Raw genomic sequence first — 23,832 nt, forward strand, 5'->3', positions numbered from 1 at the left:
GGGAAGTGTCGGCGGTAACGAGACTCAGGACGCCGGAGGAATTAAGATATCGGCGTCACGTGCATCATCGAGTTTGTCAGGACCTGCTTGCCGTCTAGTCGCCGCCCGATCGGGCCGTGAATGCATTTCCCGGCTTGGCGGACGGTTGACAACTGGCCCAACAGATCAGCCCCGGGATGAGCGGCGTCGAGGCCTCACCATACCTGGGTAGAATTCGAATCGCATAACCGTACATGCCACTACCGGCAATTTGCTGGTAGTAGCAGCGATACGTGTAGCCTCCCTGTCCATCCTGCGATGTGACCACCATCGGAGTAGTCATCGGATTGGAAATTTCAGAGTCGGCAGTCACTCGTCCGGTGAGGACCTCCACGGACACGTCGTCCGGGGTCAGTCGGTTGAGCCGGACGTGAGCCGAAATTTCCAGTTGCTCGCCGAGGCCCACTTCGTCAAGATCACTCTGAACGGAAACGATTTCCAGAAAGGGCCATGCTTCCCGCGTTCGCTCTAACCAGGTGGCATAGTGCCTGCTTTTCGTGCCATTGTCCTCGTCAAGAACTCGGTAGCGGTGGTCGGCGGAGAGATAACGGTCATTGGCATACTCCATGACCATCCGATGCATATTGAATTCCGGACAGAGCGTGGCGATGGAGGTTTTCATGCGCGCCACCCATTTCGTGGGCACACCGTCCGCGCGCCGGTCATAAAAGGTCGGCACAATTTCACGTTCCAGAGTCTCGTATAAGGCTTCGGCTTCCACCTGGACCTGATACTCGGAATCGCTGTAGGTTTCGCCGTTGCCAATGGACCAACCGACATCGACTCCCTGGTCTCGACCCATCTGCCATGCTTCGTCCCACCAGCCGTCGAGTGTGCTCAGGTTCAAAACACCGTTGGCTTGGGCTTTCATCCCGCTGGTTCCGCTCGCTTCGAGCGGGCGAAGTGGAGTGTTGAGCCAGACGTCACATCCCTGCACCATGTAGCGGGCGACGGCCATATCGTAGTTTTCGAGGAACACGAGTTTCGAGCGGAAAGCCGGCCGGTTGGCGAGTTCGATGAGAGACTGGATCAGCTCCTTTCCGAGGTTGTCGTGGGGATGAGCCTTTCCTGCATAGAGGATCTGCACGGGCCGCTGCGGATCGTTGAGCAGGCGGAGCAATCGTTCTGGATCTCGGATCAACAGGTTTGCGCGCTTGTAGGAGGCAAAGCGCCGTCCGAAACCGATCGTCAGCGCGTCCGGGCTCAGGACTTCATCGGCGGAATCGATGGTAGTTTGCGGAGCATTCCGCTTCCGCAACTGCTCGCGCAGACATTTTCGAGCATACGCAACCAGCCGTTCTCTACGCCGCTCATGAGTCTTCCACAACTCGACCCCAGGTATGGATTGGGCGCGTTTCCAGAGATTGGCATCGGCCGGTTCCTCGCGCCACTTGGGTCCCAGATAGCGGTCGTAGAGTTGGTTCATCTCAAGGGAAACCCAGCTTCGGAAATGCACTCCGTTGGTGACGTGGCCGATTGGAATCTCTTCCTCGGGAACGCCGTTCCAGATTTGCTTCCACATCCCTCGCGACACGCGTCCATGAAGCTTGCTGACACCATTGCTCGAAGAGGCCAGACGTAATGCCAGCACGGTCATGCAGAAGTCCTCGGAATGGTTCGCCGGATTTTGCCGTCCCAGCGCCATGAATTCTGAGGTGCTGATACTGAGTTCACGTGCGAAGTCGGAAAAATATCGTTCAATGAGTGCTGACGGAAAGTAGTCGTGTCCCGCGGCTACGGGAGTGTGTGTTGTGAAGATCAGGCTCGCGGATGCCAATACCCGCGCTTCATGAAACGACATCTGCCGCATCTGCATCAGCCGTCGGACGCGCTCCAGACTGAGGAATGCAGAGTGTCCTTCATTCATGTGATAGACGGTCGGTTCCAATCCCATCGCTTCCAGAGCGCGATAGCCTCCGATCCCGAGGAGGATTTCCTGCCGCATCCGCATCTCCAAATCCCCGCCATAGAGCTGATGGGTGATTTTCCGGAATTCGCTTTTGTTGGCGGGAATATTCGTGTCCAGAAGAAAGAGCTTCAGACGCCCGACCCGAGCGCACCACACCTGGGCAGTGACTGATCCATCCGGTAGCGCGACTTGAACCGTCAGGTTCGGTACAAGCTCGACGGGCAGAGTATGAAAATCGTTATCTTCGTATGCTTCCTGTTGCCATCCGGCGGCATTCAGATACTGGTGAAAATATCCCTGTTGATAAAGCAGGCCGACTCCTACCAGAGGCAGTCCAAGATCGCTCGCTGCTTTGACGTGATCGCCCGCCAATACTCCCAATCCGCCCGCAAAGATCGACAGGCATTCCGTAATACCAAATTCCGCGGAGAAATAGGCAACCAGCAGCTTGTCTTCCTTGGGATGCTCGCGACGATACCAGGAACCTTCGCCGCCCAGGTAGACCGCAAGTTTTTGTTCCACTCCTTTCAAATGAGCGAGGAAGGAATCGTCTTTAGCCGCGGACTCAAGCGTCGCCTGCTCAACTGCTCCCAGGAGCAGGACAGGGTTGTGCCCTGACGATTCCCACAGTTGGTCATCCAGACGACGAAAGAGATCGATCGCGGCGTGATCCCAACTCCATCGGAGGTTGTGCGCAAGCGTACTCAATCCTTGTAGTGGCTCAGGCAGATTGGGTCGGACTTTGAAAGTGGCCAGCGGTTTCATTGAACTACCTCGAAGACGGGAAGGAGTGATTTGCCGGAGGCAGGGCTTAATCGAAGGCGACGTTCGTTCGGTCCTCGACGGCAATCAGCCTGTGAGCGCTCTGTCAAATTTCTACCAACCCGGCGGCCTATCAGCACTTTGTCCGTGGGTATCAGTTCCGATCGGGATCTTGCAAAAAAAAGTATTCGATCATTGCTGAAATTCAATAAAACATCAGCCGGTGCTGTTGAATTTTTCAACTGAAGTTCACCGTGATGTTTGTCAACGGAATCGGTCGCCCGAATGATCTCTATCGGCAACATTGAAGACATTCTTTAACCGAGACAGTTGCTCTGCCTTTCGTTGCGCCCGGTCTAGATCTGTTTTGTACGAGAGAGTAGTGATGAGGGATTCGGCGAGTCTTCTGTACAAAGATGCTCTGACGGCGGGGAAGTCCCGCAACCAAAAAAGTTTGCTATACTCGATTTACCTGCTACCGGGAAACCGATCGGCACCGGGGACGTAGTTCAGTTGGTTAGAACGCTGCCAACTTTATAACTTCCCTTGTTTTCATCCACTTGAATCACTTCCTGTCCACCTTCCTCTCCACCGAAATCCGTCAACTGCGTCAACCTCTTCCATCCTGTCTCTGAATTTGACCGAATCTTCAGCCCATCGTAATTGTCCATCACCACACGAGGTGATGAACTCATGGCAAGGGTCAAGCAGTATGGCAATCGCGTCAACGTCCTCAAGTACATCAAAGCCGCCGCCGGTTGGCGCTTTGCCGCTGTCGTCGAAAACCGGGGCAAGGTGGTCCGCGACCACGTCCTGCTCGCTGGACAGGATGAACATCATGCCGAAGGCACTTACTACATCGAGTGGTATGAGAACGGTAAACGGCACCGCAAGGCCATCGCCGATCTTGCGCACGTGGCCGAAGCGGCGCGGGTCAAGGCCATTGAAGTAGAGGCGCTCAAAGCAGGTGTGCTGGTTCGGCCCGCGCAACCAGCCGCCGCAACCAACCGCATTGCGCCGAAAACAGCCGTTGACCAGTATCTTGCCATGGTCGAGGCGCAGCGTAGCCCCCGGACCTATCTGAGTTACCGTTACACCCTGAAGAAGCTGCTGCTCCCATCGTACGAGAAGGAGTCCGTGGACCAGGTGACCCGCGAGGACATCCTGACCTTCATGACGCGTTGCTACACCATTGGGCTTGGCCCGCGTACGGTCTATGACAAATTAGTCGTGGTTCTGCAGTTCTTCAAACGCCAGGGGAAAAGCGGGTTGCTCGCACCGAGCGACTGGCCGAAATACGTTGAAACCATCCGGCCGATTTATGAACTGGAGGAGATTCATGCGATGTTCAAGCATGCCAAAGACGATGAGGCTCTTTTTCTGAAATTCCTGCTCGTCTCCGGCTTTCGCGACCAGGAAGCGCAACACGTTTCGTGGCGTGACTTCGACTTCCGCCACAGTCAGGTACGAGTGACCGCCAAACCGTTGTGGGGATTCCGTCCCAAGAACTGGGAGGAACGAGTGGTGCCCCTTCCGACTCCCTTCGTCGACCAGCTTCTCAGGGTAAGAGAGGGGCGCAACGCGCAGCTGGCGCAATTGGTCTTCCCCAACAAACGCGGCCGCCCCAATCGGGAGAATGACACGATTGTGAAGCGGGTCGCCCACCGGGCGGAATTGAACTGTGGACAGTGCGTTACCAGGCACGGCAATCGGTGCGCGGAAGGGCCTTTCTGCCAACTATTTTTCCAGCACAAATTTCGCCACACGTTTGCTACCGAGCATTTGCGTCATGGAGTGGACATTCGCACCCTTCAGTCCTGGATGGGACACCGTGACATCCAGTCGACCATGGTGTATCTGAAAGGCGTCCAATCAAAAGATGCCCTGGCAAAAGTAAACGCAGGCGCTCTTGCGGCGTATGTCGCCTGACCGGGCCCGTGGGGAACGCTGGAGATTGTGCAGACGGTATCTGCAAAATCTTCTCCAATTCGTAAAACCGCGACTATCTCTAGTTTGTACGAATCCACGATAGGGGCATCGCCTCACAAATTTGTTCAGACAGCAATCCGGCTCAGGCCAGGAGAAGTAACCGCTTGCGGCATCCTGCGGCCCAGCCACTCCGCAACCTGCTTTGGGTCAAATCGCACCGCCGTGCCTACGCGAAAAGAAGGGATCGCGCTGGCCGCTGCCATTTTGTAAATGTGTTGCCGGGTTACGCCTAGTAGTTTAGCCAACTCGCTCGCTTTTAAGGCGTGCTCTTTGGATTCGAGCGTCTGCAGTATCTTTGCCGCTCCAGAGACACTGTCGCGTCCCAAACTGAACCGATAAGCCGAGTTCGCCATAGTCAACTCCCAAACACTGCTGAAGATCCGGTTCTACGCCGAACACTGATTTCGGTCAAAACTCAGGGGAATCGATTGCGATTTGACCGAAATTTCATTCCCGATTACGTTCTTGACGCTCGCGACCGGGAAATTCGTCTCGGGCACAGGAGTCACGGGTGTTTTCATCTCTCGAAGAAGTCAGTCAACGGCTTAGGTCCACCGGCTACATCGCCGATTCCATTGCCACAACAACGGTGTATCTGGCGGCGAGGCTCCAGAAGCCATTGCTGCTGGAAGGGCCCGCAGGCAGCGGTAAAACGCAACTCGCCTACGCTGTCGCCCAGGCCGCAGATACAACCGTAGAGCGCCTGCAGTGCTACGAAGGAATCAACGAAGAGAAGGCGATTGGCAAGTTCGACGAGCCTCTCCAGAGACTTTGCGTTGAACTCAAAACAAAGACCGCGAACTTCGATTGGGAGTCTGTGCGGACGGAACTGCACAGTCAGCAATTCTTCAGCGCCGGCCCGCTTCTGCGCGCATTGCAATGTGAAAAGCCGTGTGTCCTTCTGATTGACGAATTGGACAAGGTAGACCAGGCCTTTGAGGCCCTGTTGCTGGAATTGCTGAGCGTATGGCAACTCAGCATTCCGAAGCTAGGCACGATGCAGGCCAAGAGCATTCCGTTCGTCGTGCTTACCTCGAACGAAGAGCGGTGCATCGGCGACCCTCTTCGCCGTCGTAGTTTTTATTTGCGCGTTGAACATCCCACCGCGGAGCGAGAGGCGGAGATTGTCGCGCTAAGAACACCAGACTCCAGCCACGAATTCCATGCGGGAATGGCGGGACTCGCCAAGGCATTACGGGGATGGAGCTTGGAGAAGCCGCCATCCGTCTCGGAAATTCTGGATCTGGCGCAGGCGCTCAAGGTCCTCGGCGCTGAGCGGGTTACGGCAGAAATGAGAGATACGCTGCTGCCCTTGCTGGCCAAGACCGAGGCTGATCGGCGAAAGCTGCTCTTGCGAGATGGTTTTGCCAGCCTGGTCTGCGACGCACAGCAATACTGCACGGAAACTCTGCAAGGGAGCGCCGCATGAACCGAGGCTTCTCGGTGGTACTCATACTTTGTGCGGTCTCGAGTTGCTGGGCACGACCGCCGAAACCAGCGACCCGGCTTGAGGCCGAATACTACGTTGCAGCCTATGCGCAACACTACCGCGTGCCCGTTCCATTGGTGCGAGCCGTGGTTGAGCGCGAGTCGGACTGGCACGCGTGCGCGCTCTCTCCCAAGGGCGCGGCGGGCCTGATGCAACTCATGCCGACGACTGCGCAGCTCTTGCGAGTCCGGGACCGCTGCGACATCAATCAAAACATCTCCGGTGGCGTGCGTTACCTGGCATGGCTGATGCAGTTATTCCATAACGATCTTAGGCTCGTAGCTGCCGCCTACTATGCCGGCGAACGGGTGATCGGCAGGCGCGGACTGACGTACCGCAATCCGGACGTGGTCGCGTATGTGTCGAGAATCAGAGCGACTTATCTTCGCCAAGTCGAATCGGCAGCCAAGTTTGAGAAAAACACTTCGGAAAGAGATATGCGATGAAAATCTGTTTGTGTTTGGTGCATGTGATAACGCTCACGACCGCGCTTGCGCAGGCGGGAGCAGCGCAGGCTGGGCTGCCAAAGGCACAAATTGTCACCCTGAATCTGGACCCGCAAAGTGTCACCACCCTGCACTTGCGACGAGGGTTTGTCAGTTCCGTACGGCTGCCCGAGGAGGTCAGTTCCGTCGTGCTGGGAGATCCCGGGGCCTTCAAGGCCGAACACTCCGAGGCAGAGCCCCAGTTGGTTTTCTTCAAACCGACCAGCCCAAAGCCGGCCGAAACGAACGCGCTGATTACCACCAAGACGGGGCACGAAGTTTCTTTAAGCCTGGTGAGCGAAGGTAATTCAGACCGCGGCGGGGCGGTCGATTACGTTCTGAAATACGAGCAGCCACGTAGTGTTCTGATCGGACCGAGCCATTCCAGCTTCGTCATTGGTGACACAAAGAGCCTCACACAGGAGAGCCCGCCAATCAGCAATGCCCAAGGCAACGCCGTCAGTGACGAACCGGAGTTGCTCAGACAACAAAGACTTGAGGCTCCGCACTGGGAGGGTAAACAGTTGCGGGTTGCAGTGGGACGGGCCACCGGGGCCGATGAGCGGATGACAGTAATGTTTTCCGTTCTCAATTCCTCTCCTAGGACGATCGAATTGTTGCCGCCACAAATACAACTTGCCGGGACATCAAAGGCCAGACATGGGAAGGCGATTAAGTCCGAGCCGGTGGCCATCAAGGATTACCAAATGACCGCGCGGCGACTGGCGCCCGGTGCAAGGGCGGACGGAGTTGTCATGTTCGAACGTCCCACCTTCAAGGAATCAAGAGAACGATTGTTACTGCAGGTTGCGCAAGCGGAAGAAGTGGACCGCCCGGTCCTGATGCCGATTACGTTTGTGGCCCCGGCAAAAGGAGCGACGAAATGATCCACCCAAACGGACAGAGCGGCAACGGAAGCGGTTCAACGATTCAAGAGTCAGCGGCAAGCGAATCGGTCATCGCCGCACCCGCAGTCGGAGACGCACTCGGGACGGGGCCGGAACTCGCGACAAGGGCAAAGCAGCGTACCAGACAGCAGTTCCAACAGAACCGGTTCGTGATCATCGCGGCCGGCGCGCTTGTAGTCGCTTTGCTGATCTTCGTTGCTACGTCGATGCCCAGCAAGCGCTCAGTTCCGAAATCAAAGAACGGTGCGGCCACCACCACGCAGGACGCGACGCCCGAAAGCAGCGCCACGCCTGGTGATAGGAGCCTTTTTCCTATCACTGATTCTGGCCGGCCCGCCACAAAAGAGACGCACGAAGGATTTCTGAACGAACGAGATCTGCAGCGGACGGCAACCGGGCGGCCAACTCCCGGTATGCCTCGTGCAGGACAGGGAAATGCAGACGGAACGTTGGCATCCATACCGCCTTTCGGAGAGCAGCAGAACTGGCAAGCGCCGCCTTACCAGCCGCAGACAAGCGCAAACAATGTGACTGACGTCGCTGAACCAAGCAAGACGGAGCGTGAAGCGTTGGAAAAGTCCTCGCTAGTTTATGTGCGCAGCATTTCTGCGCTCCACGGTAATTCTCGCAACGGGGAAATATCCAGTGACCCAGGTCCGGATATTGGCTTGGGGCTGGCCACGGGAACGCGATTGCGGGCGCGCCTCGAATCAGCTGCAAGCACGGCGGTGCGCACTCCGGTGCTGGCCGTGATCGAATACACCTACGAGCGCGACGGGGAGATCGTTGTCCCCGCCGGAGCGAGAGTGGTTGGACACCTGCAGGACGCGGACCGCTCAGGCTACGTGCGCATCGAGTTCGACTCACTGATAATGCCCGATGGTGCGGCCATGCCAATCCAAGCCGTTGCCACGGATCTGGAAATGCGCCCACTTAAGGGAAAAGTCGAGGGGAAAAACACGGGTAAGAACGTGTTGGTCCGGTCATTGTCGGGCATCGGCCAGGTTGGGGCCACCTTGCTCGGACGCGGCAATTTGAACCAGCCTCTAAGCGAGTCGGACCTTGTGCGAGAGAGGGTCAGCAACAACATCGGCGAGGCCGGTGATGAGCAAATATCGAGGATGGCAGTGACCCAGCACATCGTAGTTACGATCTCGGCCGATACTCCGATCTACGTTGTGCTGGAGCAGACACCGAAGTCGAGCGCAGCTCGAACCCAATCAGGGCTGCACAGTACCCAGCTAGCTGACTCGCTGAACGCTGACGAACTTCGACAGTTGCTACAGCTGCAGCGCGAACTGAGTCAGTCGAGTACAACAACGCGATGATGAAAAGCGATAGAGAGGCGCAACGAGGAAGACGCCGGTCTAGTTGACACCGGAACCGTCATCGTACGAACCGAGTTTCGCGATTACTTCCGATTTGCCGACAATCCGAGAGTTGGCTCTACTGTGGTTTGCGCTTCAGCGGCTTGCCAATCGCGAGCAGGAAAATGGCACTTTTGTCTTTTGCGTGTGGGGAAAAGAAGTTAACTACATCATCGTCGAAGAAGGTCAGCCCGGTCGCACCCAGGTGCTGGGCATACGCAGCCAGGTAGATCCTGCCGCCGATGGCACCCGCCTCGAGCTGGACGGCCCGGTAGCCGCGATTTCCATATTGCTCCAGATTGCGTTTTAAGTCGGCGAGAAAGAAGATGTCCACGCAGGCGTCCGCCGGCAGTTCCTGCCCCAGACCAAGATGATGGGCCTCGGCGCGGAATTGTCCCTCCTTCAAAAGCTCCAGGGTGTTCGGCTCACGCCGGAAGAGGTATGCGCCCGGCTTAAGCCCCTGCACCGCATGCACGATTAGGTACAGATCGTTCAGCTGCGCGCCCGGAGGCTCAAGGAAGTCAGCCGGAAGACCTCGCGTGGCGTAGTCGAGAATGGTAGAAAGTTGTGCCAGTGTAATGGACGCCGCCTTATCGAACGTTCGGGTAGAGCCGCGGCGCAGGATCACCTGCTCGATCGTGTCCTTCGTTTGTTCTTCTTCCGGCAGGCGCGGAAGGCGAACTGCCTCGCCCGCCGGAGCGGAAGATGCAAGGACTGGTGGCTTGGCGCGCCACTGATTTACTTCCTCTACAGACTCAAGCGAAGACGCGTCGTGCATCTCAAGCATGGCGGGATATTCGACTTCGTGCTGTGAAAGCGGGATTGTTTCCAAGCCAAGCGCCTGAGCCTCTCTCGGTGGCGGCAGCGAACTCTCCGATGTGCGCCCGATCGGTACGAGACACAACGAAACCTCACGCCGCGTATCGAGATCAAGTAGGCGGTTCACCTCGGCGTCCACGAAGCCGAGCACGATCTCGGCGGGCAGTCCTGAAGCCGCAGAAACCGCCAGCGTGTTTGCCAGCAGCGTGCCGTTGTCCCAACCAAAATGGCGATAGGTGCGCGCCTGGTATTTCCAGGCATTCCGCCAGTAGATCCCGGTGCAGATGATCGTCGCGGGCGCGTGAGCCACCGCGGGCACCATCGCCGTCGCCTGAGCCAGGTTTCCGCGAAAATCGCCTTGTCGCAGAAGCCGTAGCGACACATCTGATGGATTGAAGTGATACACGCCGGCATCCAAACCCGAAAGATCGCTACTCACGACGTACAGTTCGATCTCATAGAGAGCTCCCGTGCAAGCTGCAGCGCGAAAGTAGATTTCGCCACCTGGATATGCACGCTGTTTGGTAATCCCCGCCGAAAAATAGAGGATGCGGGCCAGATCCTGAAGGTCAGGGACCGATTCAGTCCGCGACGAGGGCTCTCGCACTGAAATCGCGGAGAGCGCCGCCACCCCTGTTTGCGGCACGTCGCGCGGCAGTGGAAGAGGCTCTATCTTTGGGTAGATTTTGAAAGGCTGCGGCCGATTCGCCCAGTCCAGGAAATGAGGATGGTTACGAATACTCCAGTAGGAGTGCTTCGTGCCATCGTGATACTTCCAAGTCGCCTCGATGTCGCGGTTGTTCATCGGTTACTGCGCCAGACTAGCACCTGCGGTGGATCACGGGCGCAAGCAATGAACCTGCGACTGCGGATTATGCCTGGATGACAGGCTAATCGGAAACTATTCCGGGCCAGAAGTCGGCTAGTTGGAAACTCCATTGGGAGCTTGCTGTCATTGCTGGCGGATCATGGCCTACGCGGGGAGCCATTCCGGTCCGGAAGCCTTCCTCCGTGGAGATTCGCGTTCGCCATCCAGTTTGACTGAATGATCGGCTACTGCAAACGAGCCGAATCGCACCGAAGAAACGGAGTCGTTCACGTAAGACAACATGTCTCCAGATTTGTCCATCTCGTCAGCAGGCCTTTTCTGCCGCAGGTTTGCCTTGAGACTCCCGTTGTGAGATGCACCAAACGCAAACCTATTTTCATCTGATAAACCTTCCGCTTCCAAGTAGGACATGACGAACGTTCGCGCAAGCACCCTTTAGATTCAATTGCAGTCGACACGCGCCCGGTCGTTTGCGAATTTGTCCTAGGAGAGCCGCCTTTCAATCTCCCTTCTGCCCTACTTGGACAAGCCTTTCCCGATTTGCCCGAAATTTGAAACGGACCTATGTTCTCGCCTGCGACGCGGGAGATTCACTCAACGCAACCGCAGAAGAGGAGCCGTATGAAATTGTCGAGTTGGGAAAAGAGGCGGCAGTGCTTCGTTCTTGCCTTTCTTTTGACCATCCTTGTCATTCAGTTCTTCCCGTTGATCTCCTATGCCCAGAACCTCGGAGCCGCGCCGGCGACGGGACAGGCAGTGCAGGGACAGACGGCGGCGCAGCCGGAAGGCACGGTTTTGAATTTGGTCAACTGGGTGGGCAACGTGATAGCGCCGGTAGGGGCCGCGCTGGCCGTCGTGATGGCGGTGGTGGCCTATTCGCAAGGCCGCGGCGTGGCGCGCTGGGCAGTTACCGCGGGCGGACTGCTCGTGGTCTCGGGTCTTACACGCTTAATCGAATTCTGGATCCAAAACGGCACAGCGGGTGTGCAGTAGCAAAACCGGGGTACTCAACCAATGACGCTGCCGCAAATCCTGGTCGATCTGATGAAACTGCTATTCGATATGGCAGCTCCAGCCGCTATCTGCACCATGGTCCTGGCTGGGGTCGCTCTGCGGCAGGAAGGCGGCGTCAACTTTCAAGCCGGAGGGCGTTTCCAACGTTGGGCGCTCTGGTCGGTGATCTTGCTAACGCTGCCCCAGTTCCTCTCCTGGTTTGCGGCGCAAGGAATCTCGCTGCCCCCACAGGGCGGGAACATCAGTAGTCCATGGGTCACGAGCGTAGAGACGAGCTTTACCGGCTTTGTCTCAAATGTTGTGGTTGCCAGGCTGACTCCCGTGCTCGCTGCTTTTTGTGTGCTTAAGGCGGCACTTGATGCGGCCGAAGGACATAACCCGCTCGGGTCCGTCATCGCTGCCATTTTTCTGCTGTCCGCATCCGGCATGGTCCAGCTGATGCAGAGTTGGAACAGCGGCACGGAGTTTGCGACGACGGACATGTTGAATTCCGCTTGGAACTTTCTGGCCGGGACGATTCTCCCGGAAGCGGCGGGCCTGGCCATCGTGGGCGCGATCTTCAATTACGCGCGCCACCGGCCATTCATGCCGCTGGTTGGATCGGGTCTGGCGTTCTTGAGTGTTTCGGCCATCTGGAAGCTGGTTCTGGCCATGGTCGGCTGATGAAGAGAAGGAGGTGATGGCAATGAACTTTGCGAATGGAATGCTCAACCTGACGAACTGGCTGGGCAACGTCATCATGCCGACCGTGGCCGGATTGTTCGCTGCCGCCGCCATTTTTAACTTCACCAAAGGCCGAAACTATCAACACCTGGCGTATGCCGCTCTGGCATCGCTGATGTGCTCGGGGCTCCTGCGGGCGCTTGAATCATTCAGTAACCAAGCGGCCTGGAACAATCCGGATCGCTACTGGATCTCGATCCTGACGCTAGTCAACTGGGTGGGGAATGTTCTGCTCCCGCTTTACGGAGTACTGCAGGTAGTGCTGGCTGTAACGCACTACGCCGGATTGCTCGAACGCATGACGGTGGGCGAGGCCTGGGTGCGCAACCTGGTCGCGGCAATGTGTTGCTTCGGGTTGTCGGGACTGCTGCGCTTGGGAGAGTTCTGGATTCAGCACGGAACGGCCGGCGTGCCGTAGGTAGGAAGGAGTTGAGCGATGGCGTTACAGGTGACACCAGTGAATCGGAATTTGCAAACAAGGGTGACTTTCATGTTCTTGGAATTTGAAGACCTGTTCGTGGTGCTTGGGGCGGCAGCGGTGATGAATATCGTCGGCCACTTCGTGGGAGGCGAAATCGCCGGTATGCCAATGAACCTTGTCCTTCAGTACGGAGTGCCGCTGTTCATGGTGCCTGTGCTGATGGCCTTTAAGTATGGCAAGCCGCGCGGCTATGTCCGGGACCTCGCCTTCTGGCACATGAGACCCCGCGCTTACTGCGCCATGGCCCGCGACCGGGCGATCAGGACCGCATATCTAAAGGGGGAATAGGGCAGTGCCGTTGACGCTTGAAAAACACGAGAGAAAACTCCACGATCCCGCTTTGTGCGAACAGGTGCCGGTCCGCGATTACCTGGACAACGTCGTTGTCCGCACGAACGGCTCTCTTGTGGCAGGGTACGAAATGAAGGGGCTGACTTCGTACTTTGCCAGTGACGAAGGCCGGGACCGGGGCAAGCTGATGCTCGAAGCGCTGCTGCGGTCGCTGCCAGAGCAGAGCATGAGAGTGCAATTCCGCTTCGAGGTGGTGGAAGATCTGGGTGATCTGTTCGAACAGTATGCGGCCGGGCAGCGGTCAGAACGAGCCGAGGTCATTGCGCTTGATGCGCTGCGGGTCGAGAGATGGAGAACGAAGGAGATCAACGGGGCCTACATGCGGCCTCTCTTGCATGTGTATTTCATCTGGGACCCGGTTGTGCACCACCGCATCGCGGGCAAGCCGCTGAAGCCAAGAGGCGAAATGTTCAGCCTGTCGGCGCGGAAGTCGATTGAGCGAACGCGGCGGGAGCACCAGGAACTCCTGTCGGAGTTTGAAAGCCTCCTGCGTGGCGCAGAGACGGCGCTCGAAGCAGCCGAACTTGGCGCGCGCCGGATGAACGATGAAGAGCTATTTGTTGAAGCCAAACGGGCGCTCAATCCACTGTGTCCGGATCGGCGCCCTTACAGACGCGGAGAGGAGCAACTTCTATACTCAAGCGCCCGTGAACAGATCGCCGATGTGAGCCTTGTGGATGAGACGGACTCGTATCTGAACTTCGGCGGGATTCTGTACTCGTTTGTCAGCCTGAAGGACCTGCCGGACGCGACCTATCCTGGGATCCTGAGAGACTTGGCCGCTCTTGATTTCCCGGTTATTGTCAACGCCCAAGTCACGATCCCCGACCAGGCCAAAGTGCTCAAGGGATACAAGAGCCGGCTGCGCAAGATGCAGGCCGCGCAGAGAGATTCGAACGGCGGAGTCCGGATCAATGTAGAGGCCCAGGTCGCCGAGGCTCAACTTGTCCGGGTACAGCAGGACATTATTTCGAGTTCGGTCAAAACCGCCAAGCTGAGCCTGGTAATCGGCACACGCACCTCGCAGCCGGCAGTCACAACCTTCGAGCTTGAGCAAGCTGAGCGGACAATCGACAACCGCCGGCAACAACTCCTGTATGCCATCGCGCGCATGAACGGCGCCAAAGCCGTGGCCGAGACTCTGGCGAAAAGAAGACTGTTCTTCAGTTCGCTCCCGGCCATGGGCGATGCGGACAAGCGCGACCAGGATTTGCTTACCTCAAACGCCGCCGATCTCGTGCCGGTGGAGATGCCGTGGCGCGGCACGCCGCGCTCTCCGCTCTTTCTGCTCGAAACTCCTTACCGCCAGCTGATTCCGTTCTCGCTATTTGATCCCGGCTTGAGCGACGCCAACATGCTGGTGATGGCGAAGAGCGGTGGCGGCAAGACGTTTATGGTCCAGCAGTTCCTCTTGATGGCCGCTCGCGATAACCCTTTGATCTCGATCATAGAGCGTGGTGACTCTTACCATCCGCTGGTCGAGCTAATGGGCGGACAGATGATCACGATGTCGCTCGATACCGACCAGACGATCAATCCGTGGGACCTCTCTGAAGGAGAGAAGGAGCCGAGCAAAGACCAAGTGGCATTTCTGAAAAACCTGACGCGGCACATGCTGGGCGAGGGGCGAGCCGAAGACACGGAATTGCTCGATAACATCATCACGGAAGCCATTCTGAGGACCTACAAGAGGGCGGCGATCCGACCGTCGAATCCCATTCCAACCTTCTCAGACCTGCGCGATGAGCTGGCCCAGTGGCGCGACGAAGAAAAGAACCAGAGGGTGATGGACGAAGCGCACCTAGCGGCAATCAAGCTGCGCAGCTGGACCGGTGAAAAAGGAGTGTACGCAAAGCTGTTTGATCGTCCGACCACGATTTCGCTCGACAACCCATGGCTGTTTTTTAACGTGGAGCAGCTAAGTGATGACCCGAGGCTTGAGACGGCCATGAGCCTGCTCATTGCCCACGCCACAGCTCAGCGGGCGGCGGGCAAGGCGGGCAGAAGGAGCATCACTGTGCTCGATGAGTGCTGGTTCCTGCTCGATTCGCTTGTGCTAGCGCCGGAAGTAGTGCAGCTGTTCCGCACGGCGCGGAAACGTAACGCCAGCGTCTGGGGCATCAGCCAAACCGCAGAAGATTTTGTCGGCACTGAATCGAACCCCAGAGTCCACGGGGCCGGCATCGTCAAGAACACCACAACCAAGATTATCGGCCAGCAACCAGGGGATCTGACTGCCTTGCGGGAGCACTTGCACCTGAACGAGACCGCACTTAATCAGATCAAGCATTTCAGCGCACCAGTCAAAGGCAAGAGCGCCGATGCCCTGATCGTCATCGGTGAAAAGGCTGAGACCACGCACACGATCCGCATGTCGTCGACTGCTGTCGATTACTGGATCATGACGACCTACGCGCGGGAGCGCGTCTATCGCTCCTGGTGGCTAGAGCGGCGCAAAGGCACGCAGCTTGACGCTTATATCGAGCTGGGGGACAGATTCCCGTTCGGTCTGGCCGATGTTGATCCGCTGCCGGAAGAAGTATCGGGAGAAGTGGCGAGAGGAGCGCTTTCATGAAGAGGCGAATTTCAGAGATGCTTAGTAACTCTAGATTTACAAGCACCAAGCGTCTTTTGGCTGTCTTGGTAGTCGCGTTCTGCTTGTTGCCGACAACAGCGAGGGCGGCCGGGATCGCGGACATACTGACGTTGATCCAAACCATTACCAGCACACTCCAAAACGCGATCGGAGGATCGCTCAGCGGGATTCAGACTCTGAATTCAGCCATCAACAACTTCCGGCAGCAGACCATCTGGCCGGTCGCGGCGATCAATCAGGCTAAGGCGTCGGTGACCTCGACCATTGCGCGATACCGCGGTTTGATGTCCCAAATCCAGACCATCAAGAACAACAGTGCGACGCTCGCCAATCCATCGCAGTTGGAATCGGTATTCCGGAACGGCCAGGCGGGGTCGATTGCCCAACTTACGCAGATGTACACCAAGGTCTACGCGACAGTCCCTCCCCCAACCGATGCCCGGCCAGTGCATCGCAACATGATGGACATGGACGATGCACTGGCCATGGATTCGCTCAAGACTACGGTCCTGTCGGACCAGACGACCCAGGGAATGCTGGCTCTTGCCGATCAGCTCGAACAGCAGAGCGCGGCGGCTGCGCCAGGATCAGGTCCGATGCTCTCGGCGCAAGCGCAGGTAGCAGACCTTGAGACCCAGGCTTACATGGCCAAGATGCTTGCGGCGGAGCTGCGGCAGGAAGCCGCAAAGCTCGCGCACCAGAACACTCTGCTGAAACAGAGCGCGGCGTCGACACGCAGTCTGCAGAACCAAATACAGCAGGTGCTTTCGCACCCATAGGAGTAGAGAAATGATACGCAAGTCATTCACTCGTGCTGCAAAGTTTATCGGCAACGCGCTGGCCTTTGCGCTCGCGCTTGCCGTTGTGGTCATGATTCTTCCCAGCAAGGCACGCAGCCAGCTAGGGCTCGACCCCTGCTGCGCCATTATCTCGGTGGGGCTGAGCAGCATTTCGAACCTGCTGAGCGGCGTGGTCGCAAAACCCCTGAGCGCGATCCAGCAGCTCGAACAGCAATCCGCCAACTTTGAGCAGCAAGTCGTGTTTCCGGTGACGGCTATCAACCAGGCGAGAGGCTTGGCGACACAGGCGCAGGCGCAATTCATTCAGATGCGCCAGGTCTTCCAACTCCCAGTATCGAGCGCCACGCTGCCTACGTCGCAACAACTGGAAAAGAGCCTGCTGTCGCGCAATCCCGGCGCGGTGCCCGAGGTCACCACCAACTATGCCGCGCTGTACGGCTCGGTGATGCCGGCAACGGACGCCTCGCAACCGGTCCGTGACCTGGTGGACATGACGGATGCCGAGGCCCAGGCCGCCATGAAAAAGTCGGTTGAGATCGACGCGTTGGCCGATCTTGAGCTGCAAGCCGCGGAACAAATCAACCAGCAATTGCAGACGGCAGCACCGGGGAGTGCAGCGATTCTGGAGGCCCAGACATCCGCGTGGCTGGTGCGTGCCAACGCGTACACGCAGTCGGCCATGGCGGAATTGGTGCGCGTCCGCTCGATCGAGCTTGCCAATCAAGGGGCGCAGCTTAAATTCAGTACTGCTCATACCTCCACGCTGCACAACAGTGGGAGTCAGGTGCTTCAGCAGGGAGCGCATTAGCCGTGTTTTATTTTCAACAGCTCATGAATACGGCTATAGGAGGCATCGATGCCACGAGCATCATCCCCACCGTAACCAACATCGCGTTTGCGATCCTGTTGGTTGGTTTCCTCATCGGCCTTTACCAGGCGGCATTGCGCGGCGGAGACCTCCAGGCGCTCGCGGTCACAGCGATCAAGTATCTGGTGGTTGCCATGATCATTGCCAACTGGGCGTCGGTCTTCCGGGATGTGAACGGGTCGTTTAATGCGGTCGCCAATTTCATCGGGTCAAGCTCGGGCGCGAGCGACATGTTCCTCAACTGGATGACCCAACTCCAGCAACAAGCCACGAACAACCCGGGCTTGACGTTTTGGGACCTGATCAACGGCGATGCCGCAGGCACGATCACAGTGCTCCTGCTGCTTGTTGCCTATGTGCTGTATGCGCTAGCCATCATCGTGTTCTGCTTCTTCTACGTGTTGTTTGGCTCGTTGCTATACGTCCTCGGGCCCTTGGTGCTGGCGCTCATTCCAGTATCCGGCATTGGCCAACTGGGGAAGACCTATGCCATCAACGTCATGGTCTGGAACGCATGGGGCATTCTGTATGCAGTCTTCGGCGCACTGATCACCGCAATCCACTTCAATCAAGTCAACGATGTGCTGGGCAACGGGTTCCTGGGTTTCCTGAAGGGCGCACCGGACTCGCTCATACTTGGCCTAGTGAGCATCTTCTACGCACTCTCGGTTGCCCTGGTTCCTTTCATTGCCAAGCGGATTATTTCCGGCGATGTGGGATCGACTGCATTCACCTTGGTGCGCGCAGGGGCGGTCGCCGCCGGCGCGGCTCTGGCTGGAGTGAGTGGATTTTCTGCCGGAGTCGGCGCAGGGGCGGGAGGCACTTCGAGTTCGGCGGCAGCCGGCGCGGGCGGCACGTCCACGTCTGTCACTCTAGCCTCTTCAATGCCGCCCCCGTCGCCGGTATCTTCCATGGCGGGGTTTCTGCGCTCGGGAATGACAAGCGTGATGAACAGCGGCACAAGCCCGGTAGCCTCTTCCCCCAGCACAAACGGCATCGGGAACTCCGGCAACGGCAGTCGCTCTGCCGCTCCCGCGGCCGGGGCGGGCTTTGGCTATCGCCCGCACTCAGTGACCCAAGCCATCACCTACAACGTGGCGCGAGCGCTGGGAAAAGCCGCGGGGAGAACAAATGCTGACAACAACTAGCACACGGACAGGAGGCTTCGATGTGGCAACGACCGCCGATCTGGGAGCCGGAAGGAAGCAAGTTTCGGCCGTACAGCATCACGACGCTGATCTTCTTTTATATCGGGAAGTTCTTCGGACGATTGTTCGGACGACGCTAGCAAACAACTATTGAGAGCGGCACCATTGGGGAGCAACGATCATGTGGTTGAAAAAGAGCAAAAACAAAAAGGACATGGACACACCGGAGAAGCTTCGTTACAGCCAGTACTACGAGCATGACGGAGCTTTGCGGGCGTATGCCAATCGCGCCATGATGCTGGCATTTCTGTGCGTGCCTGCGACCATGCTGGCGCTGGGCTTTGCGGTCTACGTTCGCTTGCAGCCGCCCACGATCATTCGCGTGGATGAGGACGGCCGAGCTGTCGTGGTGGGCAAGGCAAAACCACAACTGTCGGTCACACAAGGAGCCGGGTCGGAACCAACGGAGTTCGAGAAGCGTGCCTTCGTGCGCCTGTTTCTTGAACGCTACCTAAACTTCGCGGCCTCGAATGTAAGCCGCAACTGGGCCGAAAGCCTCAACATGATGACCGCCAACCTGCGCCGGACGGCCTATGCCGGGATGCAGAAGGAAAACATGATTGGAAAGATCCAGGACGATCAGGCCAGCTCGGAATTTCAGTTGCGCTCCCTCGAAGCTGCAAAAGAGGATCCGCTTACCTTTGCGGCTTTCGGAGTGAAAGAGATTCACCATGTTCACGAGCACAACGAAACCGTCGACAAGGTAGTAAGCGAATTTCATATTCGGCTGGTCGTGGAGAAAAGGTCTGAGCAGAACCCAAGCGGCCTGCTGGTCGGCGAGTTCTGGGAGCGGGCGATTGAGGGAGAAAAGCGCGACTGGGTTTTGCAGCAGACCGGACTCAACAGCGTGCAGTGACTCTTGAGCATGACCGTTGGGCAAAGGAGCGGCAGATGGAAACCAGATCAGCAACTGGCACGGCGCCACCCTCGGCGGTAGCTGGCGTGGCGAAAACAAGGCGCAGAAGGCTGAGCACTGATGATGATCACGTTCGTTATTTCTTGCCAAAACCTGGATCGACTCCAGACAAACCGGAGTTGGGACGGGAGATGTCCAGCGAGGGTGAAGCGCTAATCGAGGCTTTTAAGAGTAGCCAGCCGTTCTATGCGTTAACCGTATGCAAAGCGTCGACGGAGGTAAATGGAGGCGGCAGCCCTGTGATCGTGAGGCAGGCTGTTGCACGCAGCTAGTTTTCTAGTTTGAAGACATCAGCACGAAAAGTTCTCAGATGACCACACAGATGATTTGGTCCTTTGAGCGCCCCGCAGCTTTATGTGGGGATATGTGCTGACCGGGCATCTCTTAACTTTAGGGCCTGGCCGAGCGAACCCAAAACGGGGAGCAGCCAGGCGAGAGCGAGGAGAAGCTTGCGGTCACGCAAACTCCTTAACTCTTTCCTGGGTTAATCCCCCGGAAAGAAGAACAGATAAGGAGAATAAAAAATGACGAAGAATACTACATCGACGAACCAATACAGAATCCCGGCCGACCGAATCCAGAACCTTGAGATCGACCGCAACGGCAGAATTGCGCCGCGGCTGCACGATCTTGAGCCCCTCGAGAACACGCTCCTCGGCGTGCTCTATCCCGGAATTAAGGTTGCCAGCGTCAATGTCCCGACCGAACCTCTCGATGATTTTGAGGAGTCGCAGGTCGAGAACGCCCTGGCAAGGCTCATCTGGAACGACGTCCACTACAAATTAGTGGGTGCGAGCGGTTCCGCAAAGAAGGGCAAATTCTACTTTGTGGACCAGGAGCACAGCCGTGACATCGCCGAGCGGTTCCAACATTCTCCACAGGCGGCGATTGTATATCTCGGGATCCTCGTCTCACCCTGCAAGGTAATGATGGAGGCCCCTGATGCTCGCGTGCTGGTAGTGCCGGACGGTGCGCTCGGAACAAACGATTGCGGGAGTTGGATCGCGAAATCCAAGTTCCAGCTGCTGCAAACAAAACACGCCGCGGAACTCGTGGCTCACCAGGTTAGGCGGCTTCTCAGGGAACGTTATGGAAACGTTCGAGAGGAGGACCTTGACTTGGACGCGCAAGAAAGGCTATCGGTCGTCGAACAAGCGGAACGGGAAACGGCCGCGAAGGTCTTGTCCTCGAACCGCTTCTACCAGTTTCGTATGGCCTTTGCCGGTACCCAGGCGAAAGGCTCATTCAAAATCATGGAGGATGATGTTGCCGACGCGCTGGAAGCGGACTTTATCTTGCCGGAGAGCGCGGTCAAACCAGGACTGAAGATACCGGCGGTGATGTACTCGCTCTTCGGGCCGGGCAGAAGATTCGCGGGCAACGTAGGAGTTGGTATCCGCGAAGTTTCCCGCCAGCTCGAGTTTGAGTCAAGTTACACGCTGGTAGAACATGCTCCTGAAGACTCAATTCAGCTGGAAATTTTACCCCAGGCCATGAAACAAGTGGCCAAGCTGAGTGAGGCTGTGGGCGAGGGCCGCTACGAAGAGTTGCTGGAACTTCTAGGCCGGCATCCGGACAAGGGTTCGGATGCGTTGGAGCTGGATCCCAACGAAGAATTCAGGGTCGTCGAGGGACTGCTCCTGGCTGACGCCAGCGGCGAAATCGTCCGTCATCCTTACGTCAACAATCAGCTCAACAAACTGCTTGCGCGATGGGCGTTCAAGACTGCGACAGGAGGAGGCTTTCGTCTGCCGGGGTTTGCTCTCATGCACGACGGCTATCTCTTCTTGAGAGATGGCAAAGTGTTTTCGGGTTCTGATTGGATTCCCGAGCACAAAGCCATTGTGCAGTTGGCCTCCAGGTGCGGCCTGTGCGTTCGCTATCCAATACGCATGGTGGACGACCTGCTCCCCTTCGGAAATCTATCCGAGGAGGAGATCATCGCGCAGCTCAACAAGGACCTTCGCCGCCAAAATTGCACGCTTACCGAGTCGGAAGCGCAGGACTTGGTTGCGCGGCAACTACGGTTGGAGGGCACCTATGTGCTCCACTCCCAAACGGCGAAGAAAAACGGTGGCGACTATGACTTCGACTGGGTCTGCGTGGTCGAAGAGGACCGGTTTCCGCGCTTCGTAAAAGACCGATTCTCAAGGGGTGTCGGGCAGCAACAGGGGAAGAATAAGGCCGCCAAGGCCCGCGACCCCTGGTTTAATTTGGAACATGTAGCCATGAAGGCAAGAGGTAATCACATCGGCTCGATCACCGACCTGATGACCTCGTGCCGGGCAGCGGGTCGTGAAGAGCTTGCGGCGCAGCTAGCCAAAGAGCTTCAGAACGCACTCGACAGCCTCAAGTGGCAGGTCCAGCCCGACCTCAAGTTGGTCGCCGAAATACGCCAGCAGGTCGGTCAGGCGGCTTGGCTTCGTTACAAGAACGAACGCCGGGTTTCTGATCTCCCGCTGCATCTTGAAACGGAGAGGACCGACCGCATCGGCCATCTCTACAACCATGTTCGCAAGCAGATCGAAGACTTGCTGATCAACAAGGCCCCGATTGAGGCATTCAAGGCGCTCGTGGTGGGCGAACAGGTCACCCGCGAGATGCTCGAGGCTTGCCGGTTCGTCAATCGGGTCTATGCCGCGAAGATCGGCGAGATTGCCGAAAGACGCGAACAACTCAAAAAGCAACTGGAGAAGGCCAAAGCCGAGTGGGACGAAGTTCGGCAGAGTCCCGACAAGGAACTGCGGAGACAGAAGCTGTTCGCAAAGACCCAGGCCTACGCCACTTGTCACTGCGACGAGGAGCGGGGCAAATACGAGATGCGGGCCGTTCTGGCCTTTATCCGTATCTGGGCCCAGAACAAGTTGGAGAACCGTATGGGCTGGCTGCAGGCGCTGAACCGTATTGTGTGTAACGGCCAGCGCTCGAGCGGCTCGATTCTCTTTCTTGCTTTTCCGCAGGAGATGATCGTGAAGCTGGCGGAGCGCACCGGAGGCAGGATGGTCCGCGTGAACGTACCAAGGCTTTACGAGGGATTCGTCCGTATCGATCCATCAGGCCGTGCCTTCCTGGTTGATCCACTCAAGGACGGAGGACAGAAACACACCTTCCTGTTCAAGTACAAGGAAGGGAAGATCTTCCTCGACGACACGCCCGAACAGGCCGAGAGCACATCGACCGAACTTCACGAAGAGTCGGAGAACACGGCGCAAGCCGCGGTCCCCGATGAGGCCGTGGAGTTTCCACCCATTGTTCCCGATGGGGAAGTGGACGACGCGCCCTGGGTTATGTAAGGGAAGCAACCGCTTTGAGCGGAATTCTCACAGGATTCCGCTCAGGGCCCAAGAAAGGAACTATGAAACGATTCTTGTCGCTCATCCTTATATGTAGCGCCTGCGCAGGCGCGGCCTTCCCCCAACAGACGGACCCACCCGCTTCGAGCGTCGTCCACGTGGCCACCGCTCTCAATCACTTGACCATCTTGGAATTTCACGAGCCGGTCACGATGGCCGCGGCGGGTAGCTCTGACTTCCAGATCGAGCGTCAGGAGAACAAAGTTTTCGTCAAGCCGATGAAGTCAGGTGCCTCCACTGACCTGTTCGTCTGGACGGCTTCGAGACGATTTGCCTACGAACTTGAGACGACCCAGGAGGTGAAGAACATGAATTTTGCGATTGATAATGCGGTGCCCACGCCAGCGGTTCATCTGGTTGTGAGTCCATCCACAGACCAACTCGCGGACCTGATGCTGACCCGCGCTTTCTTGGGGACCGTTGAGATCACCTCGGTCAACACGCGGCCCCCAAAGAACCAAGTAGGCGTCCGCGTAGAGCAAGTGTTCCGAACCAGGAGCAGTGTTTATATCCACTACACGATCGAGAACAACAGCAAGAGCTCCTACCACGTCGCTGCCCCGAGCGCATACCAGGTGCAAGGGAACCATTCGTCCATTTCCTTGTCGAGCCTTGCACACAAGCAGCTAGACCCGCGCTTATTGGGAAAACTTGTCAGCGCCCAAAATGTTTCTCTTCCCATTGCTCATGCGGAAAGCGCTGCCGAAGATCTGGCACCAGGCGAGGCAACTCAGGGAGTGGTTGCCATACGGCAGGATCTGAACTCGCCGGCAATCGTGCATCTGGTGTTTGAGGGCGGCGTGAAGGCCACGTTCGTACTTTAACCATGAAGGAAAACGCACAAATTCGTCGAATGCGCGAACGGCTCATGGAGTTTCACGCGTACGACCCGGAGGCGCGTCTCTTTGCGAGTCTGCTGCGGCAGA

20 protein-coding genes are annotated in these 23,832 nt (G+C 57.4%); 16 read left to right on the forward strand and 4 right to left on the reverse strand.

Annotation, left to right across the window (positions count from 1 at the left end):
• Positions 1-94: 94 nt before the first annotated feature.
• Together glgP and HY010_16340 are read right to left on the reverse strand one after the other, a co-directional pair.
• A complete protein-coding gene (gene glgP / locus HY010_16335) occupies positions 95-2,713 on the reverse strand; it encodes an alpha-glucan family phosphorylase (protein MBI3477301.1) in 2,619 nt (872 codons plus the stop codon).
• A 506-nt stretch (positions 2,714-3,219) separates the two neighbouring features.
• Complete coding sequence (locus HY010_16340; protein MBI3477302.1) at positions 3,220-3,405, reverse strand: hypothetical protein; 186 nt, start codon at positions 3,403-3,405, stop codon at positions 3,220-3,222.
• Between HY010_16340 and HY010_16345 the strand changes: the two genes are divergently transcribed.
• Positions 3,404-4,639, forward strand: a complete 1,236-nt coding sequence (locus HY010_16345) for a tyrosine-type recombinase/integrase (protein ID MBI3477303.1) — start codon at positions 3,404-3,406, stop codon at positions 4,637-4,639. The two genes, HY010_16340 and HY010_16345, sit on opposite strands and share 2 nt — an antisense overlap.
• 125 nt (positions 4,640-4,764) lie before the next feature.
• On the opposite strand, the gene HY010_16350 is transcribed toward HY010_16345, so the two are convergent.
• Entirely contained in the window at positions 4,765-5,052 is a 288-nt protein-coding gene (locus tag HY010_16350) for a helix-turn-helix domain-containing protein (protein ID MBI3477304.1), read from the reverse strand.
• Between the two features lie 158 nt (positions 5,053-5,210).
• Here HY010_16350 and HY010_16355 point away from each other — a divergent pair, with 158 nt between their 5' ends.
• Genes HY010_16355 through HY010_16370 form a run of 4 tightly spaced genes read left to right on the forward strand, consistent with a single transcriptional unit; the run spans position 5,211 to position 8,909 of the window.
• Positions 5,211-6,128, forward strand: coding sequence for a MoxR family ATPase (locus tag HY010_16355; GenBank protein MBI3477305.1), 918 nt, complete (start codon positions 5,211-5,213; stop codon positions 6,126-6,128).
• Entirely contained in the window at positions 6,125-6,634 is a 510-nt protein-coding gene (locus HY010_16360) for a lytic transglycosylase domain-containing protein (protein ID MBI3477306.1), read from the forward strand. Before HY010_16355 ends, HY010_16360 begins: the two co-directional genes overlap by 4 nt.
• Complete coding sequence (locus tag HY010_16365; GenBank protein ID MBI3477307.1) at positions 6,631-7,560, forward strand: TrbG/VirB9 family P-type conjugative transfer protein; 930 nt, start codon at positions 6,631-6,633, stop codon at positions 7,558-7,560. Before HY010_16360 ends, HY010_16365 begins: the two co-directional genes overlap by 4 nt.
• Positions 7,557-8,909, forward strand: a complete 1,353-nt coding sequence (locus HY010_16370) for a hypothetical protein (GenBank protein ID MBI3477308.1) — start codon at positions 7,557-7,559, stop codon at positions 8,907-8,909. The genes HY010_16365 and HY010_16370 overlap by 4 nt, the downstream gene beginning before the upstream one ends.
• Positions 8,910-9,027: 118 nt before the next feature.
• Here the strand turns inward: HY010_16370 and HY010_16375 are convergent, their stop codons facing one another.
• A complete protein-coding gene (locus HY010_16375; GenBank protein MBI3477309.1) occupies positions 9,028-10,572 on the reverse strand; it encodes a SagB/ThcOx family dehydrogenase in 1,545 nt (514 codons plus the stop codon).
• 645 nt (positions 10,573-11,217) lie between these two features.
• On the opposite strand from HY010_16375, the gene HY010_16380 reads away from it, so the two are divergent.
• From HY010_16380 to HY010_16430, 11 genes are all read left to right on the forward strand, one after another.
• Positions 11,218-11,589 (forward strand): hypothetical protein, encoded by a 372-nt coding sequence (locus tag HY010_16380; protein ID MBI3477310.1) that lies wholly within the window; start codon positions 11,218-11,220, stop codon positions 11,587-11,589.
• 21 nt (positions 11,590-11,610) lie between these two features.
• Positions 11,611-12,273 carry a hypothetical protein gene (locus tag HY010_16385; protein ID MBI3477311.1) on the forward strand — a complete coding sequence of 221 codons (663 nt, stop codon included), beginning with the start codon at positions 11,611-11,613 and terminating at the stop codon, positions 12,271-12,273.
• A 22-nt stretch (positions 12,274-12,295) separates the two neighbouring features.
• The gene (locus HY010_16390; GenBank protein ID MBI3477312.1) at positions 12,296-12,751 is read left to right on the forward strand and encodes a hypothetical protein; all 456 of its coding nucleotides are present in this window, start codon (positions 12,296-12,298) and stop codon (positions 12,749-12,751) included.
• An 18-nt stretch (positions 12,752-12,769) separates the two neighbouring features.
• Positions 12,770-13,102: a hypothetical protein gene (locus HY010_16395; GenBank protein MBI3477313.1), complete on the forward strand. Its 333-nt coding sequence runs from the start codon at positions 12,770-12,772 to the stop codon at positions 13,100-13,102.
• 4 nt (positions 13,103-13,106) lie between these two features.
• A complete protein-coding gene (locus tag HY010_16400) occupies positions 13,107-15,740 on the forward strand; it encodes a hypothetical protein (GenBank protein MBI3477314.1) in 2,634 nt (877 codons plus the stop codon).
• 131 nt (positions 15,741-15,871) lie between these two features.
• Positions 15,872-16,540, forward strand: coding sequence for a hypothetical protein (locus tag HY010_16405; GenBank protein ID MBI3477315.1), 669 nt, complete (start codon positions 15,872-15,874; stop codon positions 16,538-16,540).
• Between the two features lie 10 nt (positions 16,541-16,550).
• A complete protein-coding gene (locus HY010_16410; protein ID MBI3477316.1) occupies positions 16,551-17,369 on the forward strand; it encodes a hypothetical protein in 819 nt (272 codons plus the stop codon).
• Between the two features lie 23 nt (positions 17,370-17,392).
• Entirely contained in the window at positions 17,393-18,577 is a 1,185-nt protein-coding gene (locus HY010_16415; GenBank protein MBI3477317.1) for a hypothetical protein, read from the forward strand.
• Between the two features lie 181 nt (positions 18,578-18,758).
• Positions 18,759-19,493: a hypothetical protein gene (locus HY010_16420; GenBank protein ID MBI3477318.1), complete on the forward strand. Its 735-nt coding sequence runs from the start codon at positions 18,759-18,761 to the stop codon at positions 19,491-19,493.
• 584 nt (positions 19,494-20,077) lie between these two features.
• Positions 20,078-22,846: a hypothetical protein gene (locus HY010_16425; GenBank protein MBI3477319.1), complete on the forward strand. Its 2,769-nt coding sequence runs from the start codon at positions 20,078-20,080 to the stop codon at positions 22,844-22,846.
• A 62-nt stretch (positions 22,847-22,908) separates the two neighbouring features.
• Positions 22,909-23,730 (forward strand): TrbG/VirB9 family P-type conjugative transfer protein, encoded by an 822-nt coding sequence (locus HY010_16430; GenBank protein ID MBI3477320.1) that lies wholly within the window; start codon positions 22,909-22,911, stop codon positions 23,728-23,730.
• The last annotated feature ends 102 nt before the right edge of the window (positions 23,731-23,832 follow it).

The organism is Acidobacteriota bacterium, from assembly GCA_016196065.1.
GTDB lineage: Bacteria > Acidobacteriota > Terriglobia > Terriglobales > Acidobacteriaceae > Acidiflorens.